At 51.1% G+C, this 15,419-nt stretch carries 18 protein-coding genes; 1 reads left to right on the top strand and 17 read right to left on the bottom strand.

Annotation, left to right across the window (positions count from 1 at the left end; all coding sequences use genetic code 11):
* Window positions 1–44: 44 nt before the first annotated feature.
* The 9 genes from BBD41_RS00470 to BBD41_RS30165 all read right to left on the bottom strand — a co-directional run bounded on the left by BBD41_RS00470 (window position 45) and on the right by BBD41_RS30165 (window position 8,136).
* Window positions 45–392: a hypothetical protein gene (locus BBD41_RS00470; protein WP_077566221.1), complete on the bottom strand. Its 348-nt coding sequence runs from the start codon at window positions 390–392 to the stop codon at window positions 45–47.
* Between the two features lie 305 nt (window positions 393–697).
* Window positions 698–1,492 (bottom strand): SDR family NAD(P)-dependent oxidoreductase, encoded by a 795-nt coding sequence (locus BBD41_RS00475; RefSeq protein ID WP_099476346.1) that lies wholly within the window; start codon window positions 1,490–1,492, stop codon window positions 698–700.
* Window positions 1,493–1,573: 81 nt separating this feature from the next.
* Window positions 1,574–2,635, bottom strand: coding sequence for an AraC family transcriptional regulator (locus BBD41_RS00480; RefSeq protein ID WP_099476347.1), 1,062 nt, complete (start codon window positions 2,633–2,635; stop codon window positions 1,574–1,576).
* 299 nt (window positions 2,636–2,934) lie between these two features.
* The gene (locus BBD41_RS00485; RefSeq protein ID WP_099476348.1) at window positions 2,935–4,386 is read right to left on the bottom strand and encodes a phosphomannomutase/phosphoglucomutase; all 1,452 of its coding nucleotides are present in this window, start codon (window positions 4,384–4,386) and stop codon (window positions 2,935–2,937) included.
* A 28-nt stretch (window positions 4,387–4,414) separates the two neighbouring features.
* Window positions 4,415–5,479: a glycosyl transferase gene (locus BBD41_RS00490; protein WP_077566215.1), complete on the bottom strand. Its 1,065-nt coding sequence runs from the start codon at window positions 5,477–5,479 to the stop codon at window positions 4,415–4,417.
* Window positions 5,454–6,614: a glycosyltransferase family 4 protein gene (locus BBD41_RS00495; protein ID WP_099476349.1), complete on the bottom strand. Its 1,161-nt coding sequence runs from the start codon at window positions 6,612–6,614 to the stop codon at window positions 5,454–5,456. The genes BBD41_RS00490 and BBD41_RS00495 overlap by 26 nt, the downstream gene beginning before the upstream one ends.
* The gene (locus tag BBD41_RS00500) at window positions 6,611–7,651 is read right to left on the bottom strand and encodes a nucleotidyltransferase family protein (RefSeq protein ID WP_099476350.1); all 1,041 of its coding nucleotides are present in this window, start codon (window positions 7,649–7,651) and stop codon (window positions 6,611–6,613) included. The genes BBD41_RS00495 and BBD41_RS00500 overlap by 4 nt, the downstream gene beginning before the upstream one ends.
* A gap of 58 nt (window positions 7,652–7,709) precedes the next feature.
* The gene (locus tag BBD41_RS00505) at window positions 7,710–8,030 is read right to left on the bottom strand and encodes a hypothetical protein (protein WP_099476351.1); all 321 of its coding nucleotides are present in this window, start codon (window positions 8,028–8,030) and stop codon (window positions 7,710–7,712) included.
* Between the two features lies 1 nt (window position 8,031).
* Window positions 8,032–8,136 (bottom strand): DUF6254 family protein, encoded by a 105-nt coding sequence (locus tag BBD41_RS30165; protein ID WP_222119631.1) that lies wholly within the window; start codon window positions 8,134–8,136, stop codon window positions 8,032–8,034.
* A 237-nt stretch (window positions 8,137–8,373) separates the two neighbouring features.
* On the opposite strand from BBD41_RS30165, the gene BBD41_RS00510 reads away from it, so the two are divergent.
* Window positions 8,374–8,778 (top strand): FixH family protein, encoded by a 405-nt coding sequence (locus BBD41_RS00510; protein ID WP_077566207.1) that lies wholly within the window; start codon window positions 8,374–8,376, stop codon window positions 8,776–8,778.
* Window positions 8,779–8,794: 16 nt separating this feature from the next.
* Here the strand turns inward: BBD41_RS00510 and BBD41_RS00515 are convergent, their stop codons facing one another.
* From BBD41_RS00515 to BBD41_RS00550, 8 genes are all read right to left on the bottom strand, one after another.
* Window positions 8,795–9,433 (bottom strand): sulfite exporter TauE/SafE family protein, encoded by a 639-nt coding sequence (locus tag BBD41_RS00515; RefSeq protein WP_418304264.1) that lies wholly within the window; start codon window positions 9,431–9,433, stop codon window positions 8,795–8,797.
* Between the two features lie 336 nt (window positions 9,434–9,769).
* Window positions 9,770–10,417: a response regulator gene (locus tag BBD41_RS00520; RefSeq protein WP_077566205.1), complete on the bottom strand. Its 648-nt coding sequence runs from the start codon at window positions 10,415–10,417 to the stop codon at window positions 9,770–9,772.
* 1 nt (window position 10,418) lies between these two features.
* Window positions 10,419–11,249, bottom strand: a complete 831-nt coding sequence (locus BBD41_RS00525; protein WP_077566203.1) for a sensor histidine kinase — start codon at window positions 11,247–11,249, stop codon at window positions 10,419–10,421.
* Window positions 11,250–11,312: 63 nt separating this feature from the next.
* Window positions 11,313–11,831 (bottom strand): redoxin domain-containing protein, encoded by a 519-nt coding sequence (locus tag BBD41_RS00530; RefSeq protein WP_099476353.1) that lies wholly within the window; start codon window positions 11,829–11,831, stop codon window positions 11,313–11,315.
* Window positions 11,832–11,980: 149 nt separating this feature from the next.
* Window positions 11,981–12,715: a heme ABC exporter ATP-binding protein CcmA gene (ccmA, locus tag BBD41_RS00535; RefSeq protein ID WP_077566199.1), complete on the bottom strand. Its 735-nt coding sequence runs from the start codon at window positions 12,713–12,715 to the stop codon at window positions 11,981–11,983.
* Entirely contained in the window at window positions 12,708–13,529 is an 822-nt protein-coding gene (locus BBD41_RS00540; RefSeq protein ID WP_099476354.1) for an ABC transporter permease, read from the bottom strand. Before BBD41_RS00540 ends, ccmA begins: the two co-directional genes overlap by 8 nt.
* Window positions 13,526–14,131 (bottom strand): nitrous oxide reductase accessory protein NosL, encoded by a 606-nt coding sequence (locus BBD41_RS00545; RefSeq protein ID WP_099476355.1) that lies wholly within the window; start codon window positions 14,129–14,131, stop codon window positions 13,526–13,528. Before BBD41_RS00545 ends, BBD41_RS00540 begins: the two co-directional genes overlap by 4 nt.
* Complete coding sequence (locus BBD41_RS00550) at window positions 14,128–15,357, bottom strand: right-handed parallel beta-helix repeat-containing protein (protein ID WP_237086982.1); 1,230 nt, start codon at window positions 15,355–15,357, stop codon at window positions 14,128–14,130. The genes BBD41_RS00545 and BBD41_RS00550 overlap by 4 nt, the downstream gene beginning before the upstream one ends.
* Window positions 15,358–15,419 lie beyond the last annotated feature (62 nt).

Below are 15,419 nucleotides of genomic sequence, written 5' to 3' on the forward strand. Positions count from 1 at the left end.
ACGGGGTTCACGTAATTTTGGCTGCTCGATCGGCACTTCTCCTGCTACGATAACTTCCAGGCTGGGATCAGCGAATGGAATTGGAAGAAGTAACTGACTATGACGTGAATCAGCGTATATAGAGCTAAAATGGTCAAATACGTGGCGAACCATATCCGTAACGGCTGTTTCAAAAATAGAAACAACAACAGCATGCCGACCGGGAAGGGTAAAAGCACAATCAACCAGATCGGAAGTCCAATTGCTTCTGCAATAGCACCCACAGAAACTACGGATGCACCGATGGCTACAGCTTGCCAGAGATGTATGCCCTTCGTAACCAAACGGCTGCCGAGGAAATAGGATATGGACGTAAGTAACACGGCGATAATGAAACTGACAAGATATTGCATGCATCTTCACCTTTCGAGCGATATTTAAAATAGTATACCAGTCGAATGATAATAAAAGTGCAGATTTTTGTAAAATATGGTGAATTCGAGGTTAACCTGGAATTGGGATTCCCATGGATACTGTAAAAAAACTCGACTTCCCCCGCATCGTGTATGCGAATGTCTCGGTTAGGAGAATACGCCAAATGAAAAACCCTCCATCATGTGAATGGAGGGTTATCGGGCATGCATCTAATAGTATAACATCATTTTCTCAAATTTGGGACAACTACATGTCATGTTTGTTCGTTGATACGCAGGTAGCGTTAAAAGATCGTCGGCACCATTCCCCCATCGATCCGTATGGGTGAACCCTTAAACGCCGAAGCATAAGGGCTGCAGATAAATGCTGTTAACCGGCCAATTTCAAATGGCCTGATAAAGCGCTGAATTTCAGATTGAGGCAAGTTTGATGCCATAAAGGCTTTCTCTTTTTCCGAGAAGGGCATATTTTCATCATCGTACATGCCCTCAATGATCTGCTGTACATTTTCAGAGAGTGTCGGTCCGGGCATAATCGTATTAACGGTAACCTCCGTTCCCTTGGTTAATTTCGACAAGCTTTTGGATAAGGACAGCAGCATCGATTTTGTCACGGCATACTGCGGCATTTGACCCGAAGGCATAACGGCCTCTTCACTCGCAACGAAAATAATGCGGCCATACTGATTCTCCAGCATGCTGGGCATATAGAATTTCGTCAGGGCATTTGCTGCAAGCACATTCGTGGAAATGTATTTATCCCAAACCGCGTCATCAATGTCTTCGTATTGCATGATTTCGTATATTCCCATGCTGTTTACTAAAATATCCACGTTCGGGAATTTTTCGAATAATGCTTCGCGTTGTGACCGATCCACCAGATCGGCTGCCGCATTTTGAGGCGAGGTCTCCGGGTATACCGATTTTATTTCATGGACCGTTCGTTCTACGTCTTCGGCCTTTCTGCCATTAACGAGCACATGAACCCCTTCCTTGGCAAGCTCAAAGGCAATGGCTTTGCCAATTCCTTTGCTGGATCCCGTGACTAGAGCCGTTTTATTGGTTAATCCCATTTCCATCCTTCATTTCTCCTTACGTTTTGCTAGACTATGGTAGCACTGAGGATAGAGTTAGGATACCTTGTTTTGCGCATTCGGTAACTAGTTTAAGGTGCCAATATTCTTGCACGACACGCCAAATGATGATGCCCAGGAAGCAGAATGTACAGAGCGCCAATTCGTCGGGGTATCCCCCTCCCATTGACGGAAAGCCCGGTAGAACGAATTCAGATCCTCATATCCAAGCAAAAAAGCAATTTCTTTCAAGTCCAGCGAAGAATCCGTCAAGTATTCGCATGCTTGCACATGTCTAACCTCTGTCAACAGCTGTTTGAAGCTTGTATTCTCTTCGGCGAGCCTGCGCTGCAGGGTACGGCCGCTCATTCCGAGCTCCCTGGCGATAGCCAGAATATCTGGCCGCCCTCCTGCCAGGCTTCGTTTCATGATCCATTTGACTTTATCGGCTATCGACAGGTTTAACTGCCGTTCATGGATCGAATGGTCCAGAACGGGAGTCAGGATCTCAAGCAATTCTTCATTGAACGAGATGAACGGAAGATCCAGGTCCCTTCGATGCAGCGTCAAGAGGTTGCGCTCGCCTCCAAACCGGATATGGCAGCCAAAGTATGCCTCGAGGGCCTCAGCATCGCCAACGGCATCCGAAAACGAAAATTCAACAGCTTGTGCCGACAACGGACGCCCTGTTCCCCTGCGGCCCAATTCGAGCAGGCATGCCAGCGTGATGCCAAGCAGAATCGGCGGGCCAGGCTCCTCGGTGTGCAGCCAATCCAGTTCAATCGTGCATTGCCCGCCATCCTCGATTATGCTCAAACTTCCAGGAGGGCACAATGGTTTGTACCGGATCATTCGGGTAAGAGCGTCCCTGTAATCACGGGCATGGTAGGTCGCTAAGACGGTGGGCGGGTACTTCGCCGTTTCAAAGACCGTCGCCAGCTTGATGATTCCTAGTGCGGGATCACCTATAAGATCGGTATACGCCTGCCAGATTGAATAATATTGAGCTGCCGTTACCTCTGAATCATTTATGATCGTGAGCGGGAGTCCCGCTTTTCCGACGATGTCTTGGTCAGCGAGCCCTAATTGACGAATGCCGGACCAAAAGCCTGGCGGCATTTTAATGCGGTCGGAGGGATGAGACTTCATACACAGGTAGCCTCCTTTAATACAATACAATGATTATTATTGGTCTGATGTCTGACAAAGCGTTACTTAATATAGTACCTCCCGAATCTTGCGATGTAACTAGCAGAAACTTACATTGAATCATCAAATACGGCCATAGCTTTGAATAACATCCAACAAGAACACGTTATCTTGCAATAATAAAATTCATGTCGCTTCCTTTGAATGGCGCTGCTATACTCCATCTAGTCCCCAAAAGAGCCCCTTCCTTATTAAAAAAAGAAGCTCCCCGGCATGGTCGCCGCAGGAGCTTCTCGTGCTTACCATTGAATTTGCAATCCCGGCGCAGCCTCATGGAGCGCTTGCTCCATATGGGCTTTGACTTCCTGCAAGTCTGTCTCGTTATCAGCCTCCGCTCGAAGCACCAGGATCGGCTGGGTGTTCGAGCTGCGAACCAGTCCCCAGCCGTTCGGGAACAGCACGCGTACGCCGTCCACGTCAATTAGCTCGTGCTTCCCGTCAAAATAGTTCTTCAGCTTATGAATGATCTCTTGTTTCGCATCGTCGTCACATGGGACTCTCGTTTCAGGGGTCGCGCAATATCTTGGCAAGTCGGAGAATAGCTCGGACAGAGGGCGCGAATCCCGGCTCAAGATGCGCAGCAGACGTCCAGCGGCATACAGCCCGTCGTCAAAGCCGTAGTATTCATCGCGGAAGAATAAATGCCCCGACATTTCGCCCGTAAACGGCACATCCAATTTGCGCATGCTCGCTTTAATGTGGGAGTGGCCTGTGCGATGGAATACCGGCTCGCCGCCCAGCTTCTCAATCTCTTCGACCAGCGCTTTCGAGCATTTGACTTCCACCAGCGCTTTGCAGCCCGGATATTTCGGCAGAATTTCACGCCAGAACTGGATCATCAGCTGATCGCCCCATAAAATGCCGCCCTGTTCGTCCACCACTCCAACGCGGTCTCCGTCACCGTCGAAGGCGATGCCGATGTCGGCTCTTTCTTTCTTCACGACATTGATCAGGTCCTGCAAGTTTTTCGGCTCCACCGGATCGGGATGATGGTTCGGGAAATCCGGATCCGACTTGCAGTACAGCTCTACCACATCGCAGCCCCAGCGGCGGAGCGCCTTGGGAGCAAATGGCGAAGGCGTTCCGTTCCCGCAATCGACCACGACTTTAAGCTTCCGGCCGTTCAGCCGGATTTTGTCTGCCAGCATGTCCAAATAAGGCTCCTCGACGCTTTCGCGGCGCAGACCTGCTTCGACATAATCGAACCGGGACGGCAGCTTGCCTTCGGCTGCCAAGCCAAGCACGCGACTGCGAAGCTTCTGGATTTCTTCTCCGTAAATCGTCGTATAGTCCATGGCGATTTTAAAGCCGTTTTCGTCGCCGGGGTTATGGCTCGCCGTAATCATGACGCCGCTTGGCTCTTTATAGTGATGCATCGCATAGTAGAACATCGGTGTTGTCACTTCGCCGATATCAACCGCTTCGCATCCGGAATGCTGCAATCCGGCAATCAGGGCCCGGTGAAAATCCGGGGATGATTTACGATTGTCATGGCCGACAATGGCCGTATCCAGGCCGGCCGTCTTCAAGGTTTCGCCGAAAGCTCTCCCCAGCCAATAGCAAAAAGGGAGGTCAATGTCTTCATACGCTTTGCCGCGAATATCGTATTCACGGAATACATGGGAGGGGACGGAAGCTCTCCCTTCCCGGCTTGGTATCCGCTGCTCTTGCAGTTCTTTGGTCAAAGGCATCGTTGATCCACCTCTTTTTGTATGATGTCTATTGGATAATGACGAGTTGCGCTTCATGTTGTATCCATTCTTCATAAATAGCTTCGGTCATCAAGTAAGAGATGACGGCTTCCGCCCCGCAGTTTTTGTTCGGCCCATCGGCGCTCAAGCCGTCGCAGCAGCTGCCATCCCGCTCGTTAACCATGGGGACTCCGAGATCGTTGCCGCCGTAAAACCAATCGCGGCACTTCTTGACGGTCGATTTATATTTGTGCATGTTCGTCAGCTCATAGGCCTTGGCAGACGCTAACGCCAGCTTCATCACATCGATCGGCTGCTGGTCCCACAAAGCCCGATAACCCGGACGGCACCACCCTTGGCTGCCTACCGGCCGGATCTGTCCCGCTTCGTTTTGCGACAATCCAATAAGAAAATCAAGAGAATTCAAGGCGATGTCAAGCAAGTCCGTCCGTTTCAACATTTCATGAGCCCACAGCATCCCCCATGGCAGCACGGCATTGCTGTAAGTGATCTCCGATTCAAACCAAGACCAGCCTGGAGCGGAATTTCTGCGATAGAGCGCGGACAGCCGTTCGGCAAGATCTTGAATACGGGCGGTCAGATCAATATCATATCCGGCACGGTGCAGCTCGCCGAACGCGGCAATGCTGTAAGCCCATCCGCGCGGATACCGCAAATGGTCAACCTGCGGGAGCGCTTTATGAAAGATCGATTCAGCGACCATCGCAAACGAGGGTGCGGGTGCTGCTGTCATCGCCTTCGCACAAGCCCATAGGCAGCGTCCAAGGCAATCGTCGGAAGGCATTTCCGGCTCCTTGCTGCGGTCATAGGCAAAATTGTTATGAAAATGCCCGTCTGCCTTTTGCGCCCACAGCAAAAAAGCGATGTAGACCTCGGCTAACCGCTCGAGCTGTTGCTGGTTTTCAGGATTGCAATGCTTGATCCATTCGAGACAAACCCATAGCGCCCGGGCCTGGTCGTCCGTGCTGTATCCTTCGTTGCGGCGGGGGATCGTCCCGAACCCGTGCTCGAGTATGCCGGCATCGTCGGTCATCTTGATCAGATGGTCAAACCGAACGGATCGCCTTTCCATGTCTCCCCACCTCGGTAAACAGAAGGTTGTACTCATTCCCGACGCTTGGCCAATGCATCGTTTGCCCCAGCCGCTTCATTTTCCGGACGACATCTTGAAGCATCACGTCGTTGGTCAGCAGCGACACGATCCGTTCCCGCCATAACGCCTCGTCATTAGCCGGAATCAGCAGCTCAGGCTCATCGGCGAGCAAATCCTGTGCGTAGCAGTATGGAGTCGAAACCACCGGACGTCCCAAGCCGACCGCATAGGCCAGCGTTCCGCTGGTGATCTGCTCCATGCCCGGATACGGTGTCACGTAGACGTCGCATGCCGTAATATGGCGCACCAGATCATTCTCCTCCATGTAACGGTCGATCATGACGACATTGTCACCGATCCCGCTGTCAGCGATCATGGCCTTCAGCTCTTCGCGGTACTTCTCTCCTTCCCATTTCTTGACCTCCGGGTGTGTTTGCCCGACGATGGCATACAGCACTTGAGGCACCCTTTTAACAATGTCAGGCAAAATTCTCAGGATCAATTCGATCCCTTTTCCGCGGCTCAGCAGACCGAACGTCATCAACACCTTGCGATCGGTCCAATCCAGCTGCTCGCGGAATGCCTGCCGCCGCTCCGAATCGGGCTCTGGCGTACCGTGCGGTATAAAGACGATTTTCTCCTCCGGAATGCCGAACGAGCGGTTTAAATAAGATATCGCTTTGCGGTTCATTACGACGATCCGGTCGCTTCGCTCGGCGATTTCCCGCTGAATGCTTGCGTACGGTTCACGGGGCTGCTCAAATACCGTATGAAACGTAGTCACCAGCGGTTTTTTCAGATTGCGGATGAAACGCAAGATGTGCCGGCCGGCCTCGCCGCCAAATATCCCGAACTCGTGCTGGAGAGAGACGACCTCGGTTTCGGACTGGTTGATTCTGTTCGCCATCTTCTCATAATCGTTCTCGCAATCGCGACGCAGCAGCCACAGCAGCGGATCCTGCGAGCCGTCCGTTTCCCCGTCGTGAAGCACGATGACAGGGTCCTTCGCTTTCCACTCCTTCACTGCATGGACCGCCTGGCGCAAATGAAACGTGAACGTGGCCAGGCCGCATTTCTTCGGAACGTAAGTACTGATATAAGCCACCCGGGTCATGCTTGCATCACTCCCAGTCTGTTCATTACGGCTTCATGCAAAATATGTCTTGAGCCGAGCTCGAGATTGTAACCGAATATGCAGTTGTTTAAGTACGCTCCCTCGTTTACACGGCAGCCGTCCCACAGGATCGTTTCCGATAGCCGGACGTTCGGGCCGATCGTGCACTTGTTGCCGAGCACCACATGAGGCCCGATGACGGCCCGCGCTCCGATTCGTACGTGATCTTCGATCAATACCGGCGGAACGAGGAGGACGCCGGCCCCGATTTTAGAGCCCTTGCCGATCCAGATGCCTTGATCCTGGACGTGTCCGGGAATTTGGATCCGGCTCTGTCCCGTTAAGAGATCCCAGTGAATTTTGCGGTATCTGTCTTTGGTGCCCATATCCGCCCAATAGCCTTGAATCGTCGTACCGAAGACTCCCATATTTTCGCGGATGAGATGTGGAAACGTTTCGCGTTCAATGGAGACCTCCCGATCGGACGGAATCGCTGCGAGCACGCTTTTATCCATGATGTAAATACCTGCGTTGATCCGCCTCGAAGGGGCCTCGTCCAAGCGGGGCTTCTCCACAAAACGCAAGATGCGCCCCGTATCGTCCTGCTCAATCACCCCGTACGCGCTAGGATCCTCAACCTCCGTCAGACCGATCGTTACCTCTCCTCCGTGAGATCGATGGAAATCCAGCAGCGGTTTCAGTTCAATATCGTGGACGATATCCGCATTCATGGCAATAAATTGTTCATCGAGTAAAGCCTCGGCATTCTTGATCGCCCCGGCTGTCCCCAGCAGCTTATCTTCAAGCGCATACTGGATCGACACGCCCAGCCGGCGGCCGTCGCCGAAATGGTTTTTTATTTTTTCGGGATGATGCTTAAGGGCGATAACGAAACGGTGAACGCCTTGTTCCTTCAGATGAAGAATGAGATGTTCCAGCCAGGGACGATTCAGAATCGGTGCCATCGGCTTCGGCATGTTCTCCGTCATCGGTCTAAGTCGGGTTCCCAATCCACCGGCAAGTAACAGTACATTCATCTTCGAAATCCTCCTGTTCCCAAAAAATGATTCGACAAACAAACTTACGCCAGCTTAGTCACTGACGCTGATAGTTCCTTCTCTTCCCTCCTTCAGCTTCATTTGTTAGCACTCTATTAGGTCGAGTGCTGATAATATAGTATTTTATGGAATAGTTCTTTGAATCTTCAAGTTGATCAGGACATAATGTCTCGCATTCCGCTAGAAATCCATGCATAAAATCTTCTGATTTCTTTTGAAATCTCATGATTTCTTCGTTTTTTGCCATGAATTGATCAAAAATATAGTCACGGGACTGCCCGTTTTTATAAAAAAAAGAGACTGCCGGTAAGTTAAAACGAACCGACAGTCCTTTACTTCCAAGCAGTATACGTCTCATCCTATTCGCCGGACAATTCCTTGAGCGATCTGATTTTTCCATGGGGGTGCTGTGCTTGCTTACGCGACTTCCAGGCAGCTTCTTTCCTTCTTTTCTGGTGAGCCATGTCAGTCTTCCTCCTTCGGAAATCGAGAATGTATACCACTTCCATAGGATTTCAATATTAAGCCTTGTTCATTCATGCGCCTAGGGACAAGAGCATAGATGATGAGAAAATCCCTTTTGCTTCTGTGTTCTTATGTAAGCTTTAGCTGCACTACAGCACATATTCCGGCATTTTCTGCAGTTCAGCTACATATAACATCAGTAATTAACGTTATGAATTACAGGAAGAAGGCGAAGCATGAAGGCGAGATGGCTCATCCTGCTGTTGTTCGGTTTTGCGCTCTTGTTCACCTTGTTTCATATTGTGGAAGACCGTCCATCAGCAGAGGCACTTTATATCGATGATCAAATACGTATGGAAATAACGCCGATAGACTTATCGGCAGCATCAATGCAGGAGACCACCTTTGAGCTGCAAATTGACGAGTTATCCGGAATACCCGTAACCGGCGCGGATTTCGAATTAAACATTACCATGCCGGATATGTTATGCGGGGTTTTTCCTGCTTCCATTGAGGAGATTCGACCCGGGGTATATCATGCGACGGTAGTGCCCGTCATGCGCGGGAAATGGCAAGCCGAAGCCGAATTACAGTGGAAGGAGCGGTATGTCAAAGTGAGCACCGTTTTTGCGGTTCATTAAAATGAAAAACCTGCCATCACCACAACCAGGGGTGTATGGAAGGAATCCATCCATTCGCACTTAGACCTTTTAGGATACACAGCATCCCCACCAAGACGGCCAGATATCCGCCGATTCTGCGCATCGCCCTGCGCCATCTTTTCGTAAGGCTTCCTGCAGACATCGCCGTCAGAAGCAAGATCGGAAACGTCGATAAACCGAACACCAGCATAATCAGCGAACCTTCTGCAGCGTTGCCCGAGGCGGCAGCATTCATGTGCATCGCATAAGTCAATCCGCATGGCAAAAAGCCCAGCAGGATTCCTGTCAAAAAGGTTGCAAGGATTTCATAACGTTGCCCGAGCCGCTGCAGCTTCGACTGAACGCGAGAACTTTTATACGGATGCGTGCGAAACAGCGGGACCGTGTACCGACGAAAGGTCCATAACAAGATCAGCAAACCGCCAATGATGCTGGCCGCAGATTGGAGCCCGACGAATCCGGCTGCAGTATCCAGAAAGGAGCCGACCAACCCCATAAAAGCGCCGATTGCCGCGTAAGTTGCTACTCTGCCTGCGTTATATGCGAGTATCAAAGCCATTGGCGAGCCTTGTGCGCGAAGTGCAACCGACGACACGATGCCTCCGCACATCGCGAAACAATGCGGTGCACCCATCAATCCGGTAAGGGCAACGAGCGCCAAGCTGTTTCCTGCTGTATCCAAGACGATTACTCCCTTCTAAGAACTGCCTCATGCTTCAAGTTACTGGTACCGTCCATCGTCACATAAAGACCTAATCGGATAAGCCCGCATTGATGGGAGTTACCTGTTCATTATATGAAGCCTTTAGAAGGATAAGAATGTATTAGGTTAGAAAGCTGCAGCGCAATCATAGCAGCCTATCACCATTCGTTATTCCATCAAAGCCTGCTACATCTTTGCTGCTTCATTACTAACTTGCCACTTCATTGTAAACTTGCACTTCATTGCTACTTCGTTGCTCCTTCATTGCTATTTCTTGCCTACCAAGCCTTGTTCATAAGCATATCGCGCAATCTGAACCCGATTGGCCAAGTGCAGCTTTTGAAGGATATTCTTCAGGTGATTTTTCACGGTATGCTCGGAGATGCCCAGATCGCTTGAAATTTCCTTATTGCTCATTCCCTCGGCGACGAGCACTAGAATTTCATGCTCCCGTTCAGTTAAAGGATGATCTTGGACCTCGTCCGCACGCTTCGGGGACATTTCCTTCAGGATTCGAAACGCCAGCTCGCGCGTCACCGGCGCCTCATCGATGGCGACTGCTTTTAAATATTCGTGCCACGCTTCAGGCTCCATATTTTTCAACAGATAGCCCTGGGCGCCCTTCTTAAGCGCATCGAATAAATGCGCAATATCGTCGGATACGGTAACCATAACGACCTTGATGTAGGGGAAGGCTTCTTTAAGCTTCTTGGTTGCTTCCAAGCCGCCCATTCCCGGCATTTGAATATCCATCAGCACCAGGTCCGGCATCCAATATTCACTTAAGGCTATGGCTTCTTCGCCGCTGCTTCCCTCCGCCACGATTTCAAAGACAGGATCGCTTTCCAGGATCATTCGGATCCCTTCTCTGGCCATCTCGTTATCATCGATAATTAACACCCGGAATTTTGACATTTCAATATGCCCCCTTTCGGACGATTACCAGCGTGTCCCCATCTTTACGTTCCAGGCTGAAGTGCCAGGACATCGCCTTGGCTCGGTCACGCATCATTTGGATACCGTATCGATTACGGGTCCTCATATCATCCGGGCTAAAGCCTTTGCCGTCATCCGCGACCTGGCATATCCAGCCCGTTTCTGTTGGTCGCGCTTCGATTCGGACTTGCTTCGCCTCCGCATGCTTATGAATGTTGAGCAGCGCTTCGCGGATGATTGCGAATAACTCCACTCGCTCTTTGGAAGACAGCATCGTTTCCGGAATGCGCCAATTCGTCTCAATTTCAAGAACGGTTTCCTGCTGCAGCTCATCGATCAAGCTCTCAATGCCTTGCAGCCACGGATTTTTATCCGCATCGGCTTCATGCCTCAAATTGGCGATGGCTTGTCTGACGTAATCATTGGTGCGATGAACACTTTCCTTCAATTTATGAAGCGGAAGTCCGTTTGATTGATTCATGCGGTCCATTTGCGAGATCTGCGCGTTCAAAAAGAAGAGGGATTGCGCGATGCCGTCATGCAGCTCCCGTGCGATTTTCTCTCGTTCCTCCAGCACGGCGCGGATCGCTTTTGCACGATTAAGCTCCTCCTGATTATGTTCGATCATGGCAAATAATTTGGTCAAAAACAGCAAGGATACGAGCAGCACAATGACCGGGGCAAGCCAGTTTCCAAGCTCCATCGAAATATACGGCAGCAGAAACTCATGCCGGACATACTCCCAGACCCCGATGGTCAAGGTAGGTATCGTAAGAATCAGCCATTTGTTTTGTTTATAGGTCACAATCATTTCCCCCTTCTAGCTGATGGATGTATGGATCCATTATATTGCATCGGGAACCTTTAGCGAATGTTAATCGTCGCGTTTGATCCGATTCATCAGGGATAGGATGTCCCCCATCTCTGTCAGCTCCCCTTCGTGACGTTCCACCAAAGTCCCGTCCGCATCAATGATGACGGTAAGGGGCATTCCGACCAATTGATACCTTTGTTTAATGTTCAGGTCGGAGTCCAATACGATCGGAAATTCGAGGTCATACCGGTCAACGAAATGCTGCACCGTTTCTTTGAGCTCCCCCACATTGATCGCCAGCATGTCCACGCCTGTTAACTTATGCGCCTCGTTAAGAAGCGGCAGTTCGTTGACGCACGGATTGCACCAGGAGGCCCAGAAATTCAGAACTACGCCCTTCCCTTTGTAATCAGCAAGGCGGATTTCCGTTCCCTCCAGATCCTTGGCTGAAAATGTTGGCGCAGCTTTCCCTGGAATTGCAGGAACCTCATGCGGCGCTTCCAAAAACCGTGACACGGCATACACGCCTCCGGCAAGAACAACTATCAATAGCATATACTGAATCATTCTGCGGATCACCCTGTTCATCTCCTTGCTCACAAATTAGACATACATGTTGGCCGTTTAGCTCTTAAATGATAGCCTTACGGGCGGCTTGAACGCCGGCCATCGCCTCACGTAAAGTGAAACAAGACAGCGGTTCGCCTGCGGACTCGCTGCCTGCTTCGCTATTTCGGGCTTCCTCCGTTTATCCCAAACAACTCCCGGAATGCTCTGCGCATCCCCTCAGCTCCATATGTTTGTCGAAGCTCTCCCGTATTCCCGTCCAGCACCACATTCCCATCACGTAAAAAAACGATCCGATCTGCCAAAGCTTCGGCGATCTCCAATTGGTGCGTGGAGAAGAGGATCGTCTGGCCTTCGGCGACTGCCTGTCGAACGAGCATGACGAACGTATCCATCCAGTAAGGATCAAGGCCATTCGTCGGTTCATCCATTATGACGATCGGCGGCCGTGCCATTATCGCTTGCGCAAACATAACCCGCTGTCTCATGCCCTTAGAGAAGGAGGCCACGGGTTTGCTGCCGGTATCCGAGAGACCAACCATCGATAACGCTTCCCGTGCACGGGCTTGCCCGAGTCCGCGAAGCCGGGCCCAGAACAGCATGGTCTCCAGTGCCGTTAATCCTGGACTAAAGCGATAATCATCCGGCATATAACCGATGTGCCGGGCATATTCCCGCCGATTGTCCCGGTATGTTTGCCCGTTGACGGTGATAACACCCTTCGTCGGGTGCAAGATTCCCGCCAACATCCGCAGCAAGGTGCTTTTTCCAGCTCCGTTGCCTCCGCACAAAGCGACCGCTTCGCCGTGAGCGACCTTCAAATCCAATTGGTCAATAACGACCTTCCCCTTGAATGCCTTATGAACCGCTTCGAACCGTACGAGTTGATCACCCACGAGCTCTCCCCCTTTCCCATATACCATAAGCAAGGGTAAGAGCAGCACCGATCCATACGAGCATCACACCCGCAAAAGCAGGCGTGCCCCAGGGAGATCGGATCCAAATCATCCATTTGTAATATTCCGGTCCCAGCGTTGAGCCGCCACCTAACTTGACGACGGTAAACAATCGCGTCAATTCTGCTGGATTCAGAAATGTAAGTGTCGTTATCGCCGGCTTAATCCAGAGATACGGCATCATGCCCAGGATCGCTATAAGGATCGATGGCCATGCGATGACGGTGAAGAACCAGACGCCTACCGAGATCGTTAGCGCTTGCCACCGGTTGCTGGCGAGCGTACCGATCAACATGGCGATGCCGAGATATAAAACGGATAACCCGATTGAGAAAACCAGCAGCTGTCCGTACGTTATAAAATCAAATCCGCTGCCGAGCAGCCAGCCTGCCGCCCCGGACAGCCCGAATCCGAAGGCGACGATGGACATCAGCACTGCAGACAGCCCGATATATTTTCCTGCCAGAAACGGCCAAGTGCCAAGCGGATACGTCGACAGCAGGTCCCAGTTGCCCTCTTCCTTCTCGCCGGTCAAGGAGAATGATCCCAGCATCAGGGCCATCAACGGGAGCAAGTACAACGCCAGGTTTAACATGGTTCCGCTGGTGCCGGAAAATCCGTTCACCACTCCTTGGGTATGTATGATTAGCAAACTGAGCATGAATACCGTGAAAAGAGCCATGAATGAATATGCCCATGGGTTGCGAAGCCCGATGTTCATCTCCCGTATGGCCACGTACCCCATGTCTTTCATGAGCCATGACCTCCGGATGCGGGATGTTCCGGAGTTGTCGAATGCCCCTCTTGATGCGCTGGAGGATCATGATCAACGGTTTCATTTTGCCCCTCAACAGGCGGGTGAACATGATCATGCGCCCCTTCCATATCCATCATGTCGCGATTGACCTCCCACGAATGATCACGGAGCTCATCGGCCGTCATCAGCGTTCCCGTTCCTTGTTTTTCTATAAATGCTTTGGCGTCCTCTTCCTTCTCAAATGACAAGATTCCGTATGCCATCGGCGTCTTATAGGATGGATCATAAGCATAGAAAGCTTTCTCGTAACGAAGCCATTGCTTGCTGTTGTAATCCCGGACGAAGGCGGCTCCGATCGTATCGGTTCCATTCTCGGTCTTCCATGTGTTCAAACAGCCGATATCATCAAATTTAAGCGATTGACCGTCTTTGGTTATGATTTGTGTTGCAAATTGATCGTCTTTAACCGCCATCTTGCAGATCACGCATACATCCGTCTCCTCGTTTATAGCTTGCGGCTCATAGGCTTCTCCCCCGCATGCGGACAGAAGCAGCAGCAATGCTAAGAAGATTGGGGTCAGTTTCATTCCTTTGCTCATGACATTCGTCTCCTCATCCAAAAAAATAGTGTCCCGGTACATCCTAATAACACAAGTCCGGCTATCCCTGTCAGGGTTCTCCCTTCCGCATCCTCGATCTGGTTTTCACTCATCGGAGGCGCCATTAACGGAGCCGAATCCGTAGTCCAGCGATCCCTGTCGCTTTGATAGAGCCCTTCGAGAAATACCATCCCGGGCGATTGGAAGAACAATTGAAAAGCAGGGCGCTTTTTCGTAAGTCCCTGAAACAGCGGGTTAATCGCATAGGATATATCGCTTGTCCCGTCTCCATTTGCATCGATGCCTCGGAATTGGTCCCAATAGTTTCCGGAGATCCGATTGTCCTCGCTGCTCCGTGCCTGGGCGTCCGCAACATTGCCGGTAAACCGGTTGCGGGCGATGGAATTGGAGCTGGAGTCCAGAAGCTGGATCCCCACAAAATTGTAACGAACCTCGTTATTCTCCAATCGGTTGCCCGTCGACAGCTCAACATACAGGCCGACCCGATTACCATCAACCGTATTGTCTGCCAGAATCGAATCATGCGCGTCATACAGCAAGATCCCTTGTGAATTCACGTTTTCGCTTTGCTTGGAGAACGAGTTCCCGATAACGGATACTTGCCTGGCCGTCATCACCATGGCACCGGTCACATTCAAGCTGCCTTCGTTTCGTTCGATGACCGTTCGATTCGTGTACATGCAGTGGATTCCATACCGGGAACGTTCAATCCGGTTTCCGGTGACACGCGTATCATCGCTGTTTTCCATATAGATGCCGTCATGGACATTGCGAATCGTATTGCCGATGAAGCTCCAGCGATGCCCATTGAACACATCCACGCCGTTCCCTTTGTCCGCAAGCCGTACACCGTCTGCGATCCATTCGATTCTGGTATCCGTCACCATTCCTTCATTCGCATCGCGGATCGCAATGCCATCGCCGCCGGTTCGAATGTACAGGCCATTCAGAACAGACCGATGACCTCTGACGAGCACCGTTGGCGTTTCCTTAACCATCTCGTCGGTAATGTGCAGTCCTGTAACCGTTATGCCGTCGGCATCGATCGTTAAGGCAGGAAGGCGACTTGTATTCATTAATTCGACGTTCCCTTCACCCTCCGTCCGTATCGTTAACGGCTTGTTAACGGCAACTGGTCCCTGGTATGTGCCAGGCTTCAGCACTAGCGTGTCCCCTGGTACGGCCTGGTCCACGATCGCTTGCAAGCTCGTTAGCACCTCCTCCGCCCTGACCGGACTTTCGTGCAACATCGCTAGTACAACTATTA

Source organism: Paenibacillus ihbetae, from assembly GCF_002741055.1.
Lineage (GTDB): Bacteria > Bacillota > Bacilli > Paenibacillales > Paenibacillaceae > Paenibacillus_AQ > Paenibacillus_AQ ihbetae.

Bases quoted from the DNA above. Each gene is read 5' to 3' on its own strand.
- BBD41_RS00510 (WP_077566207.1), top strand. From the start codon at position 8,374: ATGAAGGCGAGATGGCTCATCCTGCTGTTGTTCGGTTTTGCGCTCTTG.
- BBD41_RS30165 (WP_222119631.1), bottom strand. From the start codon at position 8,136: ATGGCTCACCAGAAAAGAAGGAAAGAAGCTGCCTGGAAGTCGCGTAAG.
- BBD41_RS00480 (WP_099476347.1), bottom strand. From the start codon at position 2,635: ATGAAGTCTCATCCCTCCGACCGCATTAAAATGCCGCCAGGCTTTTGG.
- BBD41_RS00500 (WP_099476350.1), bottom strand. From the start codon at position 7,651: ATGAATGTACTGTTACTTGCCGGTGGATTGGGAACCCGACTTAGACCG.
- BBD41_RS00495 (WP_099476349.1), bottom strand. From the start codon at position 6,614: ATGACCCGGGTGGCTTATATCAGTACTTACGTTCCGAAGAAATGCGGC.
- BBD41_RS00485 (WP_099476348.1), bottom strand. From the start codon at position 4,386: ATGCCTTTGACCAAAGAACTGCAAGAGCAGCGGATACCAAGCCGGGAA.
- BBD41_RS00505 (WP_099476351.1), bottom strand. From the start codon at position 8,030: ATGAGACGTATACTGCTTGGAAGTAAAGGACTGTCGGTTCGTTTTAAC.
- BBD41_RS00520 (WP_077566205.1), bottom strand. From the start codon at position 10,417: ATGTCAAAATTCCGGGTGTTAATTATCGATGATAACGAGATGGCCAGA.
- BBD41_RS00525 (WP_077566203.1), bottom strand. From the start codon at position 11,249: ATGATTGTGACCTATAAACAAAACAAATGGCTGATTCTTACGATACCT.
- BBD41_RS00540 (WP_099476354.1), bottom strand. From the start codon at position 13,529: ATGAAAGACATGGGGTACGTGGCCATACGGGAGATGAACATCGGGCTT.
- BBD41_RS00470 (WP_077566221.1), bottom strand. From the start codon at position 392: ATGCAATATCTTGTCAGTTTCATTATCGCCGTGTTACTTACGTCCATA.
- BBD41_RS00515 (WP_418304264.1), bottom strand. From the start codon at position 9,433: ATGGGTGCACCGCATTGTTTCGCGATGTGCGGAGGCATCGTGTCGTCG.
- BBD41_RS00545 (WP_099476355.1), bottom strand. From the start codon at position 14,131: ATGAGCAAAGGAATGAAACTGACCCCAATCTTCTTAGCATTGCTGCTG.
- BBD41_RS00475 (WP_099476346.1), bottom strand. From the start codon at position 1,492: ATGGAAATGGGATTAACCAATAAAACGGCTCTAGTCACGGGATCCAGC.
- BBD41_RS00490 (WP_077566215.1), bottom strand. From the start codon at position 5,479: ATGGAAAGGCGATCCGTTCGGTTTGACCATCTGATCAAGATGACCGAC.